Below are 15,050 nucleotides of genomic sequence, written 5' to 3'. Positions count from 1 at the left end.
CGAGATGGCACGTCGGCGCCAGGCCGTTACGATCAAGCATGTCGCTGCCGACGCTGGGGTTTCGCTCCAGACGGTAAGCCGCGTCATCAACAAGGAGCCGAACGTTCGGCCAGAGATGAAGGCGAAGGTTCAGGCCTCGATCGACAAGTTGGGCTATGTCCCATCGATCGCGGCCCAGCGGATGAGCGGGTCGCGATCGTACCTGATCCTTGCGCTTAACGACCGCGATCGTACGATTGCCGACTGGAAGGAACGGCAGGGCGCGGACTGGGTCGACCAGATGTTGCTGGGCGGCATGCTAAAATGTGCCGAGCATGGCTATCGCCTGATCTTCGAACTGGTCGACACGCACTCCGATCATATCGAGCGGGAGCTGACCGCCGCGATTGCCGCGTTGCAGCCCGACGGCGTAATCCTGACCCCGCCGCACAGCGACAATCCGCTGATCACCGGCGTACTGGAAAAGCAGGACATTCCCTTCGCACGGATCAGCCCCGGGGTTCCGGGGCGCGGCATCGCGATCACCATGAACGACGATGGCGCGGCGGAGATGGCGACGGATTATCTGGCCGATCTGGGGCACAGCCGCATCGGCTTTATCGCGGGGCCGGACGAATATTCGGTCAGCGGCTGGCGTACCGATGGCTGGGAAAAGGCGATGGCTACGCGCGGGCTGGATACCGCAGGGCTGTTCCACAAGGGCGATTTCTCTTTCGAATCGGGCCGTGAGGGCGCCGAGGCGCTGCTGAACGGACCCAATCGGGCCACCGCGATCATCGCCAGCAACGACCAGATGGCGCTCGCCACCCTGGAAGTTGCACGCGAAAAGGGGCTGGCGATCCCGGCGGACCTTTCGCTCATCAGCTTCGACAATACGCCGATCGTGAAATTCACCCATCCGCAATTGACCGCCGTGGACCAGCCGATTGCGCAAGTCGCGGCCAAGGCGGTGGACCTGATCATCGCCGCCCATCGCGATGGCGAAGTGCCGGACGCGCCGGTCGTCGTTCCGGCAGACCTTGTCGAGCGCGCCTCGACCGCACCGCCGAGGTGAACGCGCTTGGGCAGGCAGGCGGCGATGCGCGGCAAAGCGCCCGCTTCCTCCTGCTTTACGCGCTGGGCTGGGCCGGGTGTTCGATTGCCTATGTCCCGTTCCTGACCGTGCTGCTGCCGCTGCGCGTGACCGATATGGCGGGCGCGGGCGATGTGCGGGTGCTGGGGTACCTTACCTTTGGCGGGGCGATCGCGGCCAGCCTTGCGAATATCGCGTTCGGTTGGCTGAGCGACAGGACCGGATATCGCCGCGCATGGGTCGCGGCGGGGCTGGCCGGGAATTGCGCGCTGTTGCTGATGGTGCCGCTGGCGCAGGGCGCGGGGCAGCTGCTTGCGCTTTTGCTGGTGTGGCAGGTGATGCTCAACATGATGATGGGGCCGCTTTCGGCATGGGCGGGGGACTGCGTTCCCGATGGGCAGAAGGGATTGCTCGGAGGCCTCATGGCCTTTGCCCCGGCGGCGGGAGCGGTGACGAGCGCGGTGGTGACGATCCCCGGTCTGGCCGGGCCGGAAGGGCGGTTGTGGATCGTCGCGACGGTGGTCGCGGTTTGCGTCCTGCCGGTGCTGCTGTTCGGCAGGCCAAGGCCGTTTCCCGAACTGATGCGCGACGATCTGCGCGGCCCTGCCGAAGCGGCGGACCCGGCCAAGCCGGTAAAGCGCATGTGGGCGGCGCGCCTTTTGGTTCAGGTGGCAGAGGCGGCTCTGTTCGCCTATCTGCTCTACTGGTTCCGTTCGATCGATAGCGCTGTGACCGACGCGGAAGTCGCGCGCATCTTCGGCTTTGTGCTGGCCGCCGCCGTTCCCTTGGCGCTGCTCTCGGGCCGCTGGGCGGACAGGGCGGGGCGGCCCATCGTGCCGCTGGCGATCTGCGCGGCGATTGCGGCGCTGGGCCTGGTGACGATGGCACTGGCGCAGGGCATGGCTTTGGCATTGTCGGGCTATGTCGTGTTCGGCCTGTCCAGCACGGTGTTTCTGGCGCTGCATTCCAGCCAGACCCTGCGCGTCCTGCCCCGTGCGCGGCATCGTGGGCGCGACCTTGGCATCTTCAACCTGACCAACACCGTCCCTTCGCTGTTCATGCCGTGGCTGACCATCGCGGTGGTACCGGCCTTTGGCTATTCGGGGCTGATGGCGATCCTTGCCGTGCTGGCGGTCATCGCCTGCCTCCTGCTGATCTCCACCGCGCGAACGCTTTCCCGCAAAGGTTGATTTGCCAAGCGTCAGCCGGGGTTGACTACCCCGCCGGATGCGTGCAAATGCTTAGTTGATAACGTTCACAATGCAATTTGGGATGGGGAAACGCGGTGAGGATTGCTCCGCATATTTTACTTCTTGGACTGATCGGCATGGCGACGCCCGTCGCGGCACAGACTGTCACCTCTGACACACCCGATGCCGCCACCGCGAACCCGGCCAACTGGCCCAGCGCGCGCACGCCGGCGGCGATTACCGACCTTGCGACCGAAAACCGCATCTCGGCCCTGATCGCGCGCATGACGCTGGAACAGCGGGTCGGCCAACTGGTGCAGGCGGATATCTCCGCGATCTCTCCCGAAGACCTGCGCACTTATCCGCTCGGGTCGATCCTGGCCGGCGGGAACAGCGGCCCCTATGGTAACGAGCGGGCAACCGCTGCGGACTGGGATCGGCTGGTCGGTGAATTCCGCGCCGTATCGTTGGAGCCGCGCGAAAAGGGCGTGGCGATCCCGATCATCTTCGGTGTCGACGCGGTTCACGGGCACAACAACATTCCCGGTGCGACCGTATTCCCGCACAACATCGGGCTGGGCGCGGCGCACGATCCCGCGCTGATCCGGCGCATTGCCGAAGTGACTGCGGTGGAAATCGCGGGCAGCGGCATCGAATGGACGTTCGCGCCGACGCTGGCCGTGCCGCAGGATCCGCGTTGGGGCCGGACATATGAAGGCTATTCCTCCGACCCGCAGATCGTTGCCCGCTATGGCAAGGAAATGGTGCTGGGCCTGCAGGGGAAGCTGGAAGGCGGGGTGCAGATTCCCGCCGACCGCGTAGCCGCAACAGCCAAGCACTTCCTAGCCGACGGCGGCACGCTGGGCGGCGACGATCAGGGTGATGCGCAAATTTCGGAACGCGAACTGATCGACATCCATGCCGCCGGTTACGTCACCGCGATCGACGCAGGTGCGCTGACCGTGATGGCCAGCTTCTCAAGCTGGAATGGCGTAAAAAACCACGGCAACCACTCGCTGCTGACCGACGCGCTGAAGGGTGCTTTGGGATTTCAGGGGTTTACCGTCGGCGACTGGAACGCGCATGGTCAGGTGCCGGGTTGCACCAATACCGATTGCCCCAGCGCGATCATGGCGGGGCTCGACATGTTCATGGCCCCCGATAGCTGGAAGGGTCTTTATGAAACCACGCTGGCGCAGGCGCGCAGCGGGGCGATAACGCAGGCGAGGCTGAACGATGCGGTGCGCCGCATCCTGCGCGTGAAGTTCAAGCTGGGCCTGATGGACACGCCGCCGATGCAGCGCCGCGACCATGCCGCCGTCGGCGCGCCCGCGCACCTTGCGGTCGCTCGCGAAGCGGTGGCGAAGTCGCTGGTCCTGCTGAAGAACGAAGGGTCGGTCTTGCCGATCAAGCCGGGCGCGAAAGTGCTGGTCGCCGGACCTGCCGCCGATTCGATGGCGATCCAGTCGGGCGGCTGGACGGTCAGCTGGCAAGGCACCGACGTCACCCATGACGATTTCCGCAACGGCCAGACGATCTGGGATGGCTTGAACAGCGCCGTGACGCAGGCGGGCGGCAGCGCCACGTTGTCCGCAGACGGCAGTTTCGATCAGACCCCCGATGTCGCCATCGTCGTCTTTGGCGAAACGCCCTATGCCGAGTATCAAGGCGATGTCCCGACGCTGGACTATCAGCCGTCGAACCCCAGCGACCTTGCTCTTCTGAAAAGCCTGAAGGCCAAGGGTATTCCGGTGGTCTCGGTCTTCCTTTCGGGCCGCCCGATGTTCACCAGCCCCGAAATCAACGCCTCCGACGCGTTCGTGGCCGCATGGCTCCCCGGGTCGCAGGGGGCGGGCGTGGCCGACGTGCTGATCGCGGGTGCGGACGGCAAGTCGCCGCGCGATTTCACCGGCACGCTGTCGTTCCCATGGCCGCGCGATGCGAAGGCGCCGATTGGCCGCCCACTGTTCCCGCTGGGCTATGGCCAGAGCTATGCGCGGCCCGCCCAGTTCGGCACTCTGTCCGAAGATCCAGGCATGGACATGGCAGAGGCGCTGAACGTCGCCAGCTTCTTTGGCGCGGGCCGGGCGCTGGCGCCGTGGGTGCTGAAGGTAGAGGACGCAGGCGGCCGCCGCGATGTGGCCTCGGCCCCGATCGAGAGCGCGGGCGGTCTGGTCTCTGTCCGGTCGGTCGATGTCCGTGCGCAGGAAGACGCCAAGGCGCTGACATGGACCGGAAACGGCAACGCCCTGATCGAAGGGCCTGCCGCAGACCTGTCGCACCAGTTGGCAGAGGGCGGATCGCTGGCCATCGAATGGCGGATCGATTCCGTAGGCAGCGGTCCGGTCACGCTTGGTTTTGCAGGGCGTACCGTCGACATGACCGAACGGCTGAAGGCCGCGCCCAAGGGTGAGGTTTCCAGCCTTGCGATCCCGCTGCAATGCTTTGCCGACGCGGGCGCGAACCTGTCGCAGATGGATACGCCGATGTTCCTGTCTGCGGGTGAGGGGCTTTCGCTCGCGCTGCTCTCCGCTCGCATTGCGCCGGTGGTGCGAACGTCGGACTGCCCCGCTTTCGCGGACTGACCGCCTGACATAAAAGAAAACCGCGCCGGGCTGCGACAGACGGACCCGGCAAGAGGAGACGCCCGCATGGCAATCGCCCCCGATATTGCAAGCTCGACCGACCCGAATCCGATCGAGGACGAGGGCACCCACATCGACGCGCCGGGGTTGCAGCCGTTCGTCTTTGCTTTGTTCTTCATCTTCGGCGGCATCACGTCCCTGAACGACGTGGTTATCCCGAAACTGAAAGAGCTGTTCACGCTGAACTACACGCAGGCGATGCTGGTGCAGTTCTGCTTCTTCGCGGCCTATTTCGTGATGGGCCTGCCGATGGCGCGGCTGGTGAAAAAGGTCGGCTATATGCGCGGCGCGGTGATCGGGTTGATCACGATGATGGCGGGGTGCCTTATGTTCATCCCGGCCAGCCAGACCGCGACTTATGCGATCTTCCTCTTCGCCTACTTCGTCCTCGCCAGCGGGGTGGTCATGGTGCAGGTCGTGGCGAACCCGCTGATCAGCCTGTTGGGTCCGCAGCGTACCGCGCATAGCCGGCTGACCTTCGGACAGGCGTTCAATTCGCTGGGCACCACGGTGTTTCCCGCTATCGGGGCGGGGCTGATCCTTGGCAAGCTGGCCGATGTCAGCGCCGATCAGCTGACGGGCGAGGCCTTGCGCGCCTATCGCACTGCCGAATCCAACATGATCGTGAACACCTACCTCGGCCTTGCGGTGGCCATCGGCGTGGTCGCGCTGGCCGTCTGGTTGTTTCGCAATCGGTTGCAGGGTGAAAATCACGAGGAAAGCTCGCTGATTGGCGGGCTGTCTCTGCTGAAGCGGTCGCGCTTCGGCTTCGGTGCGCTGTCGATCTTCCTATATGTCGGGGCAGAAGTGTCCATCGGTTCGATCCTGATCAACTACCTTGCCGAGGCGCGAGTATTCGGTCAGCCGGAATCGGTGATCGGCTGGATGATCACGCTGTACTGGGGCGGGGCGATGGTGGGCCGGTTTATCGGTTCGGCGCTGCTGCGGGTGTTCAGCCCGGGCAAGATCCTTGCCTTCAACGCGGCGGCGGCGATTGCCTTGATCGCGATCTCCGCGCTCAGCAGCGGGGCGGTCGCAGGGTACAGCCTGCTGGCGGTCGGCTTGATGAATTCGATCATGTTCCCGACGATCTTTGCGCTCGCCTGCGAAAAGCTGGGTTCGCGCGCGGCGGACGGGTCGGGGATCATCAACGTCGCCATCGTCGGCGGTGCAGTCGTGCCGGTGGTGTTCGGCGTGCTGGCCGACGTGACGGGCAGCCTTGCGCTGGCGCTGATCCTGCCGGCGATCTGCTATGCCATCATCGCCGGGTTCGGGGTCTTCGCCCGCCGCCCCGCCTGACGCGCAACGCGCGCGGCGTTACTCGGGACGGATACCGTTCTCCAGGATGCCGCGCGCCACCGCGACCATCTCTTCCACCGGGCGATCCTCGCCCATGATGGCATATCGCATGCCAAGAAAGACATACATGCCCATCAGCGCCCAGGCCTGAGCCTCACCCATGCCGGGGCGGAATTCGCCGCTGGCCATGCCGTTTTCAAGGCGGGAGAGAATGCGCTTCGCCGTTGAGACATAGTGTTCGCGATAGCTGTCTGGATCGACGAACTCTGCCTCGTCGACGATGCGGTAGATTTCCTTGTGCTCTACCGCGAATTTCAGGAACCCGGTCAGCGCGGCGGTCTCGACCTCCAGCGCATTCATGCCCGGCTTCACCTCTTCGGCGGAACGCGCGCGGACCATGCCGCTCATATCCGAAACCAGCGCACGGAAAATCTCGTCCTTCGAATCGAAGTAGGTATAGAAACTGCCCAGCGCGGTTCCGGCGCGGCGAGTGATCCCGCTGATCGACGCTTCGTGGAAGCCCTTTTCGCCGAACTCTATCGCGGCGGCATCCAGCAACTTGCGCAGCGTTCGACGGCCCCGTTCGGTGCGTGGTTCCTTGCTTGTCTTGCCGCCTTCGTCCGCAGGAATTGTGCTCATTTCGCAACAGCTACGCTGCAACGCGGGCAAAGGCAAACAATCAGGACTTGAAAGTCGGTTCAACTTTCAATACCGAGCAATCCAAGGCCTGATGAAAGGCCGCTCGATCGGAGGATGACCCTGATGAAGACCGCGCTTTTCGCTTGCGCCGCCAGCACTTTTGCCATTGCCGCCACCGTCGCCACGCCCGCCGCGGCACAGGACGCGGCCAGCAGCCTGTCGGACATTGAGGACGGCAACGAGATCGTGGTCACCGCCCGCCGCCGCGAGGAACGCCTGCTCGACGTTCCGATTTCGGTCACCGCGATCAGCAGCGAGACGCTGGCCAAGAAGGGCACGCAGACGCTGGAGGAAATCGGCGAGGACGTTCCGAACGTCACGCTGGAAGTATCGCGCGGCACCAACACCACGCTCTCCGCCTTCATCCGCGGCATCGGCCAGCAAGACCCGGTCGCAGGGTACGAACCGGGCGTCGGCCTCTACATCGACGATGTCTATCTCGCTCGCCCGCAGGCCGCCGTTCTTGACGTGTACGAAGTAGAGCGGATCGAAGTGCTGCGCGGTCCGCAGGGCACGCTTTACGGTCGCAACACCATCGGCGGCGCGATCAAGTACGTGACCGCCAGCCTGCCCTATGAAACCACGTTCAAGGTGCGGGGCACTTACGGTTCCTACGATCAGGCCGACGTTGTCGTCACCGCGTCCACACCGCTCAGCGATGGTCTGCGGGTCGGCGTCAGCGGCGCTCGGCTCAGCCGGGGCGGGTTTGGCGATTACGTCAACCAGCCGGGCAAGGAGAATTACAACAAGGACGTATGGGCCGCGCGCGGCACCATCGAATATGACGGCGGCCCGCTCTCGATCCGCCTGTCGGGCGACTATGTGAAGGACAACAGCTTCGCGCGCCAGGGCCATCGCTTGCTCGACGGTCTCGTCACCGGCGTTGAACCGCTCGACGACGTATACGATACCCGTGCCGGGCTGGATGTCGTGGATCAGGAGGTTGAAGCCTATGGCGGCGCGCTCAACATCGCTTACGAGCTGAACGATGTCGTCACGCTGAAGTCGATCACCGGCTATCGCAAGGACAAGTCGACCTCTCCGATCGATTTCGACAGCCTCGACATCGTCGACGTCGACGTGCCCGCGATCTACAAAAACGACCAGTTCAGCCAGGAATTTCAGCTTCTTTACGAAGGCGACCGCCTGAACGGTGTGCTGGGCGCTTATTATCTTAATGCCAGCGCCTTTACCGGCTTCGACGTCGCGTTGTTCACTACCGGCGACCTGCTGAACTTCCTGAACGATACGACGATCTACACCGGCCTGAACGGGCAGACGGTGGGCGAGGTTGGTACCGATACCTGGTCGATCTTCGGTGATTTCACATATGATCTGACCGACAAGATCAGCCTGTCGCTGGGCGGGCGTTATACCTACGACAAACGCAGCTCTATCGTTAAGCGGACCAGCTATGTCGGCGGCTATTCCGACCTGTTCGGCGGCGATGCGATCCCGTTTGCGGTTACGTCCGATTTCGACGGTTCCCGCACGTTCAAGGAATTCACCCCGCGCGCCTCGCTCAGCTTCAAGCCCGCGCCGAACCACACGCTTTACGCAACCTATTCGAAGGGCTTCAAGGGCGGTGGTTTCGACCCGCGCGGCCAGACCACCGATGCCATCGATCTGGATAATGACGGCACGGTCAGCGATGCCGAGATTTACGACTTCATGACCTTCGATCCCGAAGTGGTCGACAGCTTTGAAATCGGCTGGAAGGCATCGCTGCTCGACCGTCGCCTGAACCTAAGCGTCGCGGCATTCAAGAACGACTATACCGACATGCAGATCCTCGGCTCCGAAGGGGTCGACTCCGACGGTGACGGCGTGTTCGAAGCGTTCCGCGGCATCACGACCAACGCGGCCAGCGCCGATATCAACGGTTTCGAGATCGAATTCGACGCACTGGCCGGTCGCGACTTCGCCGGGATGGGCAGCCGGTTCAGCGTCAATGGCGCGGTCGGCTACCTCGATGCCAAGTTCAACGAATTCATCCTGAACGGTGCCGACATTTCAGATCAGCGGCGCATCCAGAACACGCCCGAATGGACGGTAAACTGGGGCTTCGACCTTGGCCTGCCGGTCGGCGGCGGCATCGTCGATTTCCTCGGCAGCGTATCGCTGCGCAGCGATTCGCAACAGTTCGAGAACCCGATCCCCGGCCTCGATCAGGATGGCTTCGCGCTGGTCAACGCCAGCGTCGTATACAGCGACGATGCCGACCGTTTCACCATCGGCGTTCATGCCAAGAACCTGTTCGACAAGCGCTATGTGGTGTCTGGCTACAACTACATCACCGGCGATCCGAACTACGTAAGCTCGCTGGGTACGGAGGGCATTCGCACGGCATTCTATGGCGATCCGCGCCGCATCTTCGTGACGGGCGAGATCCGTTTCTAAAGCTGTGACCATCGGGAGAGGGACTGTGGTCCAGTACCGGGAGCATCGGTATCGCTCGGCAGACGGGCGGCTCGATCTCTTCGCACGCGACTATCCGGCCGGGGGGCGAACGGATGGCGCGGGCGAAGGGGCCGAAGCGAAAACCCCGCTGTTGCTGATGCATGGATTGACTCGCAACAGCGCCGATTTCGAACCGCTCGTGCCGCATCTTGCCGATTGGCGGCTGATCGTGCCGGATCAGCGCGGGCGGGGGCTGTCGGATAACGACGACACGCCCGAAAACTATCGCGTCGATGTCTACATGGCCGACATGCTTGCCTTGCTCGACAGCCTTGGCATCGATCGTTGTGCGGTGATCGGCACGTCGATGGGCGGGCTGATCGGCATGGGCCTGGCCGCGACTGCGCCCGACCGGCTTAAGGCAATGGTACTGAACGACATCGGGCCGGTGGTTGACGCCGCCGGGCTGGCGCGGATCACCGAATATGTCGGACCGTCAAAGCCGGTCGCGGCATGGGCGGATGCGGCGGGCAAGGTGGCGGCGATCAATGCCGATGCCTTTCCCGGCTTCGATGATCGCGACTGGCTGGCTTTTGCCCAGCGCACATCACGCGAGGGACCGGAGGGGATCAGCCCCGCGTATGACCCGGCCATCGCACTGGGCATGACAGAGGGCAGCGATGCCGTTGTGCCCGCCGATCTTTGGCCGCTCTGGGACAGTTTTGGCACGTTGCCGGTGCTCAGCTTGCGCGGTGCCTTATCTGACCTGATGGCCGCGGAAACGCAGGCGGAGATGGAGCGGCGTCACGCCGGCCCCTTTGTGGCGGTGGAAGTGCCCCAGCGCGGCCATGCGCCATTGCTGGATGAGCCGGAGGTGCTTGCGGCACTGCTGCCCTTCCTGCACGAATACGCCCGATGACCGCGACCACCACCGAAACGCCGCCCGCCCGGACCGAACCTGCCCGGACACTTCCCGCAAAACCGGGACCGGTGCTGGGGATGCTGCTGGCGGTTTACATCTTCAATTTTCTCGACCGGCAAATCCTCTCGATCCTTGCTGCGCCTATACAGGCCGACCTGCAGCTTAGCGATACGCAGATGGGCCTGCTGGGCGGGATCGCGTTTGCGTTGCTGTATTCGACGCTCGCTGTGCCGCTGGCGTGGCTGGCGGATCGGACGAGCCGGAGCTGGGTGATAACCGTCAGCCTCGTGCTGTGGAGCGGGTTTACCGCGATCTGCGGACTGGCGGGCGGGTTCTGGCACATCTTTCTGGCACGATTGGGCGTCGGCATCGGAGAGGCTGGCGGTGTCGCGCCATCCTACGCGATTATCGGAGACTATTTCCCCAGTTCGAAGCGGGCCTTTGCGCTCTCGATCTATTCGCTCGGCATTCCGCTGGGTTCGGCGCTGGGCGTCATGGCGGGCGGTTATATCGCGGCGACGGTCGACTGGCGGGTGGCGTTTGTCGTCGTCGGCCTGCTGGGCGTGCTGCTCGCGCCGCTGTTCAAGCTGGTGGTAAAAGACGTGCCCCGCGCGCCTGTCGCCACGGGCGAGGCGCCAAAGTTCCGTGCCATCGCCGGACTGCTGGCGCGCAAGCCTGCGTTCTGGCTGCTCTCGTTCGGGGCGGCATCGGGTTCAATGCTGGGTTATGGCGTCGCGTTCTGGTTGCCCAGCTTGCTTCAGCGCAGTTTCGGGCTGGACCTTGTGCAGACCTCGCAATTCTTTGGCGGGGTGCTGCTGATCGGCGGAGTCGCGGGGGTGTTGCTGGGCGGCTGGCTGGGCGACAAGCTTGGGCGCAGGGACCGCGCTTGGTATGCGTGGCTGCCGACGCTGGCCTATCTCTGTGCGATCCCGTTCTATGCGGGCGGTATCGTATCGGGCAGCGTCGCTCTGGCTTTCGTGCTGTTCCTGATCCCGCAGGCCTTCGCCTACATCTGGCTGGGCCCGGTGCTGTCGGCGGTCCAGCACCTTGTCGCCCCGGCAGAGCGGGCGACGGCTTCGTCACTGTTCCTGCTGATCAACAACCTGATCGGGCTTGGCGGCGGCATCTATGCCTTGGGCGCACTGTCCGATGCCTTGAAGCCGGTTTACGGCGATGAGGCGCTTCGCTGGTCGATGCTGTTCGCGCTGGCCCTATACGGGCTGGCCGCGCTGTTCATGGGGCTGGCTGGACGGCAGTTGCGAAAAGGCTGGGTGGAGGACGTTTAGCGCAACCGCGCGACGATCGCGCGGGCGGCGGCGCTGACGTCGGCCCATGTCACCGCAAAGCCGCTGTCGTCGCCATAATAGGGGTCGGCCACCGCCTCTCCCGTGCGGCCCGGCACTTCGTCGAGCAAAAGGGCGAGAGCGGCGGTGCCATCGGATGGCCGCATCCTGCGCAAGTTGGCCAGATTGTCGGCATCCAGCGCGTAGATATGGGTGAAGGCAGTGAAGTCGTTCCGGCCAACCTGCCGTGCGCGATAGTGCGCGATGTCCATGCCATTGCGCGCCGCTTCCGAAATAGCGCGCGGGTCCGGCGGGTTGCCGACGTGCCAAGCGCCCGTGCCCGCGCTGTCGACCGCTATTGTAAGTCCAGCCCGATCTGCCTCGGCCCGCAACGCCGCTTCGGCCAGCGGAGAGCGGCAGATGTTGCCGAGGCAGACGAACAGGATGCGCGGCGTGTCGTTCAAGCTTCGAGCGTCCGATCCAGCGTGATTTCGCAGTTGAGCAGCTTCGAGATCGGGCATCCCGCCTTCGTTTCGTCGGTGATTTTTTCGAACTCTTCCTGCCCGATACCTGCAACCTTTGCGGTAAGTGTTAGCGCCGACTTGCTCACCTTGAACCCGTCACCGTCCTTTTCCAGCGTGACCGTGCATTCGGTGTCGAGCTGTCCGTCCGTATAGCCAGCCTTGGCAAGTCCAAAGCTGGTTGCCATCGTAAAGCAGGATGCGTGGGCGGCGGCGATCATTTCTTCCGGGTTGGTGCCGGGCGCGTCCTCGAAACGGGTGTTGAAACCATAGGGCGCATCAAGCGCGCCCGATACGGTTGCGACATGGCCCTTGCCGTCCTTGCCAAGACCCTCGTAGCGGGCCGTTGCGGTATTCGTCGTCATGCAGATGCTCCTTTACAGGTGTACCATCTGCGAACCGGTGCGGGACGGGGCGGTTCCGAGAAACTCCCCCTGGGACCCATCGGATCAGACGTCGAGGTTGACGACGTTCAGCGCGTTTTCCTGAATGAAGTCGCGGCGCGGTTCGACGATGTCGCCCATCAGGCGGGTGAAGATTTCGTCGGTCACATCCGCGTCTTCGACCTTTACCTGCAACAAGGCGCGGTTGTCCGGGTCCAGCGTGGTTTCCCAAAGCTGCTCCGCGTTCATCTCGCCTAGGCCCTTGTAGCGGGAAATGGACAGGCCCTTGCGCCCGGCGGCCAGCACTTTTTCCAACAGCTGCGTCGGGCGGGTGATGTGTCCCTCGGTCTTCGCGGGGGCGGCGTCCTCGCCGTCGTCCTCGATCGCGGAACCGCGGATCAGGCGCGCACCGCCGATATAGGCATCGGCTTGTTCGGCGGCCACGCGGTGCAACTTGCGCGCCTCTGCACTGTCGAGAAATTTGGCGTCGATGGCGAAGTGATCGGTCACGCCGCGCCACAGCCGCTCGATGGCATAGCCTTCGTCGGTGGCCTTGGCCGTCCATTTGGCTTCCGGGTCTTCGACCTGCATCGTCGCCGCGGTGCGGGCCAGCGCCTCGTCCCGCGCGGCGGGAGTCAGCGCAGGGTCGAGCGCACCGGCCAGCGCCAGCGCTTCGACAATCGAGGAATTGTAGCGCCCCGGCGCAAAGGCCAGTGTCGACTTGAAGCGGCGGGCCTGTTCGACCAGCGCGGCCAGATCGTCGCCGCTGCGCGCGCCTTCGCGGGTTTCCAGCACCTTGTTCGAAAGCCCACCCTCGATCAGGTAACGGTCAAGCGCGTCGTTGTCCTTCAGGTAAACCTCGGACCGGCCCTTGCTGACCTTATAAAGCGGCGGCTGCGCGATATAGAGATGCCCGGCCTTGATGATCTCGGGCATCTGGCGGTGGAAGAACGTCAAGAGCAGGGTGCGGATATGCGCGCCGTCGACATCGGCGTCGGTCATGATGACGATCTTGTGATAGCGCAGCTTTTCAAGGTTGAACTCGTCGCGCAAACCGGTGCCCATCGCCTGGATCAGCGTGCCGACTTCCTTCGATCCGATGATCCGGTCGAACCGGGCGCGTTCCACGTTCAGGATTTTGCCCTTCAGCGGCAGGATCGCCTGCGTCTTGCGGTCGCGGCCCTGCTTGGCGCTGCCGCCTGCGGAATCGCCCTCGACCAGGAAGATTTCGCACTTGGCCGGATCGCGTTCCTGGCAATCGGCCAGCTTGCCGGGGAGCGAAGCGACGCTCATCGCGCCCTTGCGGCTCATCTCGCGGGCGCGGCGGGCGGCTTCGCGTGCGGCGGCGGCGTCGACGACCTTCTGGATGATCGCCTTGGCGTGGTTGGGGTTTTCCTCCAGCCATTCGCTCATTTTATCGCTCATCAGGCTTTCGAGCGGTTGGCGAACCTCGGACGAAACCAGTTTGTCCTTGGTCTGCGACCCGAATTTGGGATCGGGCAGCTTTACCGAAACGATGGCGGTCAGCCCCTCGCGCATATCCTCGCCCGACAGCGAGACCTTTTCCTTTTTCATCAGGCCCGACCGGTCGGCATACCCGTTCAGCGTACGGGTCAAAGCCGCACGGAACGCGGCAAGGTGCGTACCGCCATCACGCTGCGGGATGTTGTTCGTGAAGCACAGGACATTCTCGTAGTAGGAATCGTTCCACTCCAGGGCGACCTCGATCCCGATGCCGTCCTTTTCCGCGCTGATTGCGATAGGGTCGGGGATCATCGGTTGCTTGTTGCGGTCGAGGTATTTCACGAAAGCGCCGATGCCGCCTTCGTAGAACAGGTCATGCTCCAGCGGTTCTTCGTGGCGCAGATCGCGCAGAATGATGCGCACGCCCGAATTCAGGAACGCCAGCTCGCGATAGCGGTGCTCCAGCTTGTCGAAATCGTATTCGGTGACGTTCTTGAAGGTCTGGTCGCTGGCCGAAAAGCGTACGCGGGTGCCCTTGCGCGGCTTGCCATCCTCGTTCAGCGGCGCGTCGCCCTTGATTTCAAGCGGCGAGACGGCATTGCCATGCTCAAACCGCATCCAGTGTTCCTTGCCGTCGCGCCAGATCGTCAGTTCCAGCCATTCGGACAGCGCGTTGACGACCGAGACGCCCACGCCGTGCAACCCGCCCGACACCTTGTAGGCATTGTCGTCGGACGTATTCTCAAACTTGCCGCCCGCGTGCAGCTGAGTCATGATGACCTCTGCCGCCGAAACGCCTTCTTCCTTGTGGATGTCGGTCGGGATGCCGCGGCCGTTATCGTCCACCGATACCGAGTTGTCGGGGTGCAGTTCGATCAGCACGCGGTCGCAATGGCCGGCCAGCGCCTCGTCGATCGCGTTGTCGGAAACTTCGAACACCATGTGATGCAGACCCGAACCGTCGTCGGTATCGCCAATGTACATGCCGGGCCGCTTGCGGACCGCGTCGAGGCCCTTCAGCACCTTGATCGATTCCGCGCCATAGGCGTTGGCGTTGGGCTGCTTTTCCGTGTTTTCGTCCATACCCATCATATAGGCACGAGCGGCAGAAATCGAAAGCCTTTGCGCCCCCTTCCATCCACAGTCTGATGCTGCTTTGATAGGGCGCGCCA

11 protein-coding genes are annotated in these 15,050 nt (G+C 63.7%); 7 read left to right on the top strand and 4 right to left on the bottom strand.

Annotated elements, in window-relative coordinates; all coding sequences use genetic code 11:
* Positions 1-4 precede the first annotated feature (4 nt).
* From AB433_RS11055 to AB433_RS11040, 4 genes are all read left to right on the top strand, one after another.
* Positions 5-1,054, top strand: a complete 1,050-nt coding sequence (locus AB433_RS11055; RefSeq protein ID WP_047821032.1) for a LacI family DNA-binding transcriptional regulator — start codon at positions 5-7, stop codon at positions 1,052-1,054.
* Positions 1,051-2,262: an MFS transporter gene (locus AB433_RS11050; RefSeq protein ID WP_047821031.1), complete on the top strand. Its 1,212-nt coding sequence runs from the start codon at positions 1,051-1,053 to the stop codon at positions 2,260-2,262. Before AB433_RS11055 ends, AB433_RS11050 begins: the two co-directional genes overlap by 4 nt.
* 137 nt (positions 2,263-2,399) lie before the next feature.
* Positions 2,400-4,847 (top strand): glycoside hydrolase family 3 protein, encoded by a 2,448-nt coding sequence (locus AB433_RS11045; RefSeq protein WP_047821030.1) that lies wholly within the window; start codon positions 2,400-2,402, stop codon positions 4,845-4,847.
* 66 nt (positions 4,848-4,913) lie between these two features.
* Positions 4,914-6,206, top strand: a complete 1,293-nt coding sequence (locus AB433_RS11040; RefSeq protein ID WP_047821029.1) for a sugar MFS transporter — start codon at positions 4,914-4,916, stop codon at positions 6,204-6,206.
* Between the two features lie 18 nt (positions 6,207-6,224).
* Here AB433_RS11040 and AB433_RS11035 read toward each other — a convergent pair whose 3' ends face one another.
* Positions 6,225-6,845 (bottom strand): TetR/AcrR family transcriptional regulator, encoded by a 621-nt coding sequence (locus AB433_RS11035; protein ID WP_047821028.1) that lies wholly within the window; start codon positions 6,843-6,845, stop codon positions 6,225-6,227.
* Between the two features lie 123 nt (positions 6,846-6,968).
* Between AB433_RS11035 and AB433_RS11030 the strand changes: the two genes are divergently transcribed.
* Genes AB433_RS11030 through AB433_RS11020 form a run of 3 tightly spaced genes read left to right on the top strand, consistent with a single transcriptional unit; the run spans position 6,969 to position 11,513 of the window.
* Positions 6,969-9,305, top strand: a complete 2,337-nt coding sequence (locus tag AB433_RS11030) for a TonB-dependent receptor (RefSeq protein WP_047823899.1) — start codon at positions 6,969-6,971, stop codon at positions 9,303-9,305.
* A gap of 25 nt (positions 9,306-9,330) precedes the next feature.
* Complete coding sequence (locus AB433_RS11025; protein WP_047821027.1) at positions 9,331-10,224, top strand: alpha/beta fold hydrolase; 894 nt, start codon at positions 9,331-9,333, stop codon at positions 10,222-10,224.
* Positions 10,221-11,513, top strand: coding sequence for a spinster family MFS transporter (locus tag AB433_RS11020; RefSeq protein ID WP_047821026.1), 1,293 nt, complete (start codon positions 10,221-10,223; stop codon positions 11,511-11,513). Before AB433_RS11025 ends, AB433_RS11020 begins: the two co-directional genes overlap by 4 nt.
* On the opposite strand, the gene AB433_RS11015 is transcribed toward AB433_RS11020, so the two are convergent.
* The 3 genes from AB433_RS11015 to gyrB all read right to left on the bottom strand — a co-directional run bounded on the left by AB433_RS11015 (position 11,510) and on the right by gyrB (position 14,961).
* A complete protein-coding gene (locus AB433_RS11015) occupies positions 11,510-11,974 on the bottom strand; it encodes a low molecular weight protein-tyrosine-phosphatase (RefSeq protein ID WP_047821025.1) in 465 nt (154 codons plus the stop codon). The two genes, AB433_RS11020 and AB433_RS11015, sit on opposite strands and share 4 nt — an antisense overlap.
* The gene (locus AB433_RS11010) at positions 11,971-12,396 is read right to left on the bottom strand and encodes an OsmC family protein (RefSeq protein ID WP_047821024.1); all 426 of its coding nucleotides are present in this window, start codon (positions 12,394-12,396) and stop codon (positions 11,971-11,973) included. The genes AB433_RS11015 and AB433_RS11010 overlap by 4 nt, the downstream gene beginning before the upstream one ends.
* A gap of 84 nt (positions 12,397-12,480) precedes the next feature.
* A complete protein-coding gene (gene gyrB / locus AB433_RS11005; protein ID WP_047821023.1) occupies positions 12,481-14,961 on the bottom strand; it encodes a DNA topoisomerase (ATP-hydrolyzing) subunit B in 2,481 nt (826 codons plus the stop codon).
* Between the last annotated feature and the right edge of the window lie 89 nt (positions 14,962-15,050).

This window comes from Croceicoccus naphthovorans (assembly GCF_001028705.1).
GTDB classification, from domain to species: domain Bacteria; phylum Pseudomonadota; class Alphaproteobacteria; order Sphingomonadales; family Sphingomonadaceae; genus Croceicoccus; species Croceicoccus naphthovorans.
Note: the sequence above shows the minus strand (reverse complement) of the source record. Positions and strands in the feature narration are given on the sequence as shown.

Excerpts from the sequence above, each read along its gene's own strand:
- AB433_RS11055 (WP_047821032.1), top strand. The coding sequence starts at position 5 with ATGGCACGTCGGCGCCAGGCCGTTACGATCAAGCATGTCGCTGCCGAC.
- AB433_RS11045 (WP_047821030.1), top strand. The coding sequence starts at position 2,400 with ATGGCGACGCCCGTCGCGGCACAGACTGTCACCTCTGACACACCCGAT.
- AB433_RS11040 (WP_047821029.1), top strand. The coding sequence starts at position 4,914 with ATGGCAATCGCCCCCGATATTGCAAGCTCGACCGACCCGAATCCGATC.
- AB433_RS11035 (WP_047821028.1), bottom strand. The coding sequence starts at position 6,845 with ATGAGCACAATTCCTGCGGACGAAGGCGGCAAGACAAGCAAGGAACCA.
- AB433_RS11030 (WP_047823899.1), top strand. The coding sequence starts at position 6,969 with ATGAAGACCGCGCTTTTCGCTTGCGCCGCCAGCACTTTTGCCATTGCC.
- AB433_RS11020 (WP_047821026.1), top strand. The coding sequence starts at position 10,221 with ATGACCGCGACCACCACCGAAACGCCGCCCGCCCGGACCGAACCTGCC.
- AB433_RS11010 (WP_047821024.1), bottom strand. The coding sequence starts at position 12,396 with ATGACGACGAATACCGCAACGGCCCGCTACGAGGGTCTTGGCAAGGAC.
- gyrB (WP_047821023.1), bottom strand. The coding sequence starts at position 14,961 with ATGGACGAAAACACGGAAAAGCAGCCCAACGCCAACGCCTATGGCGCG.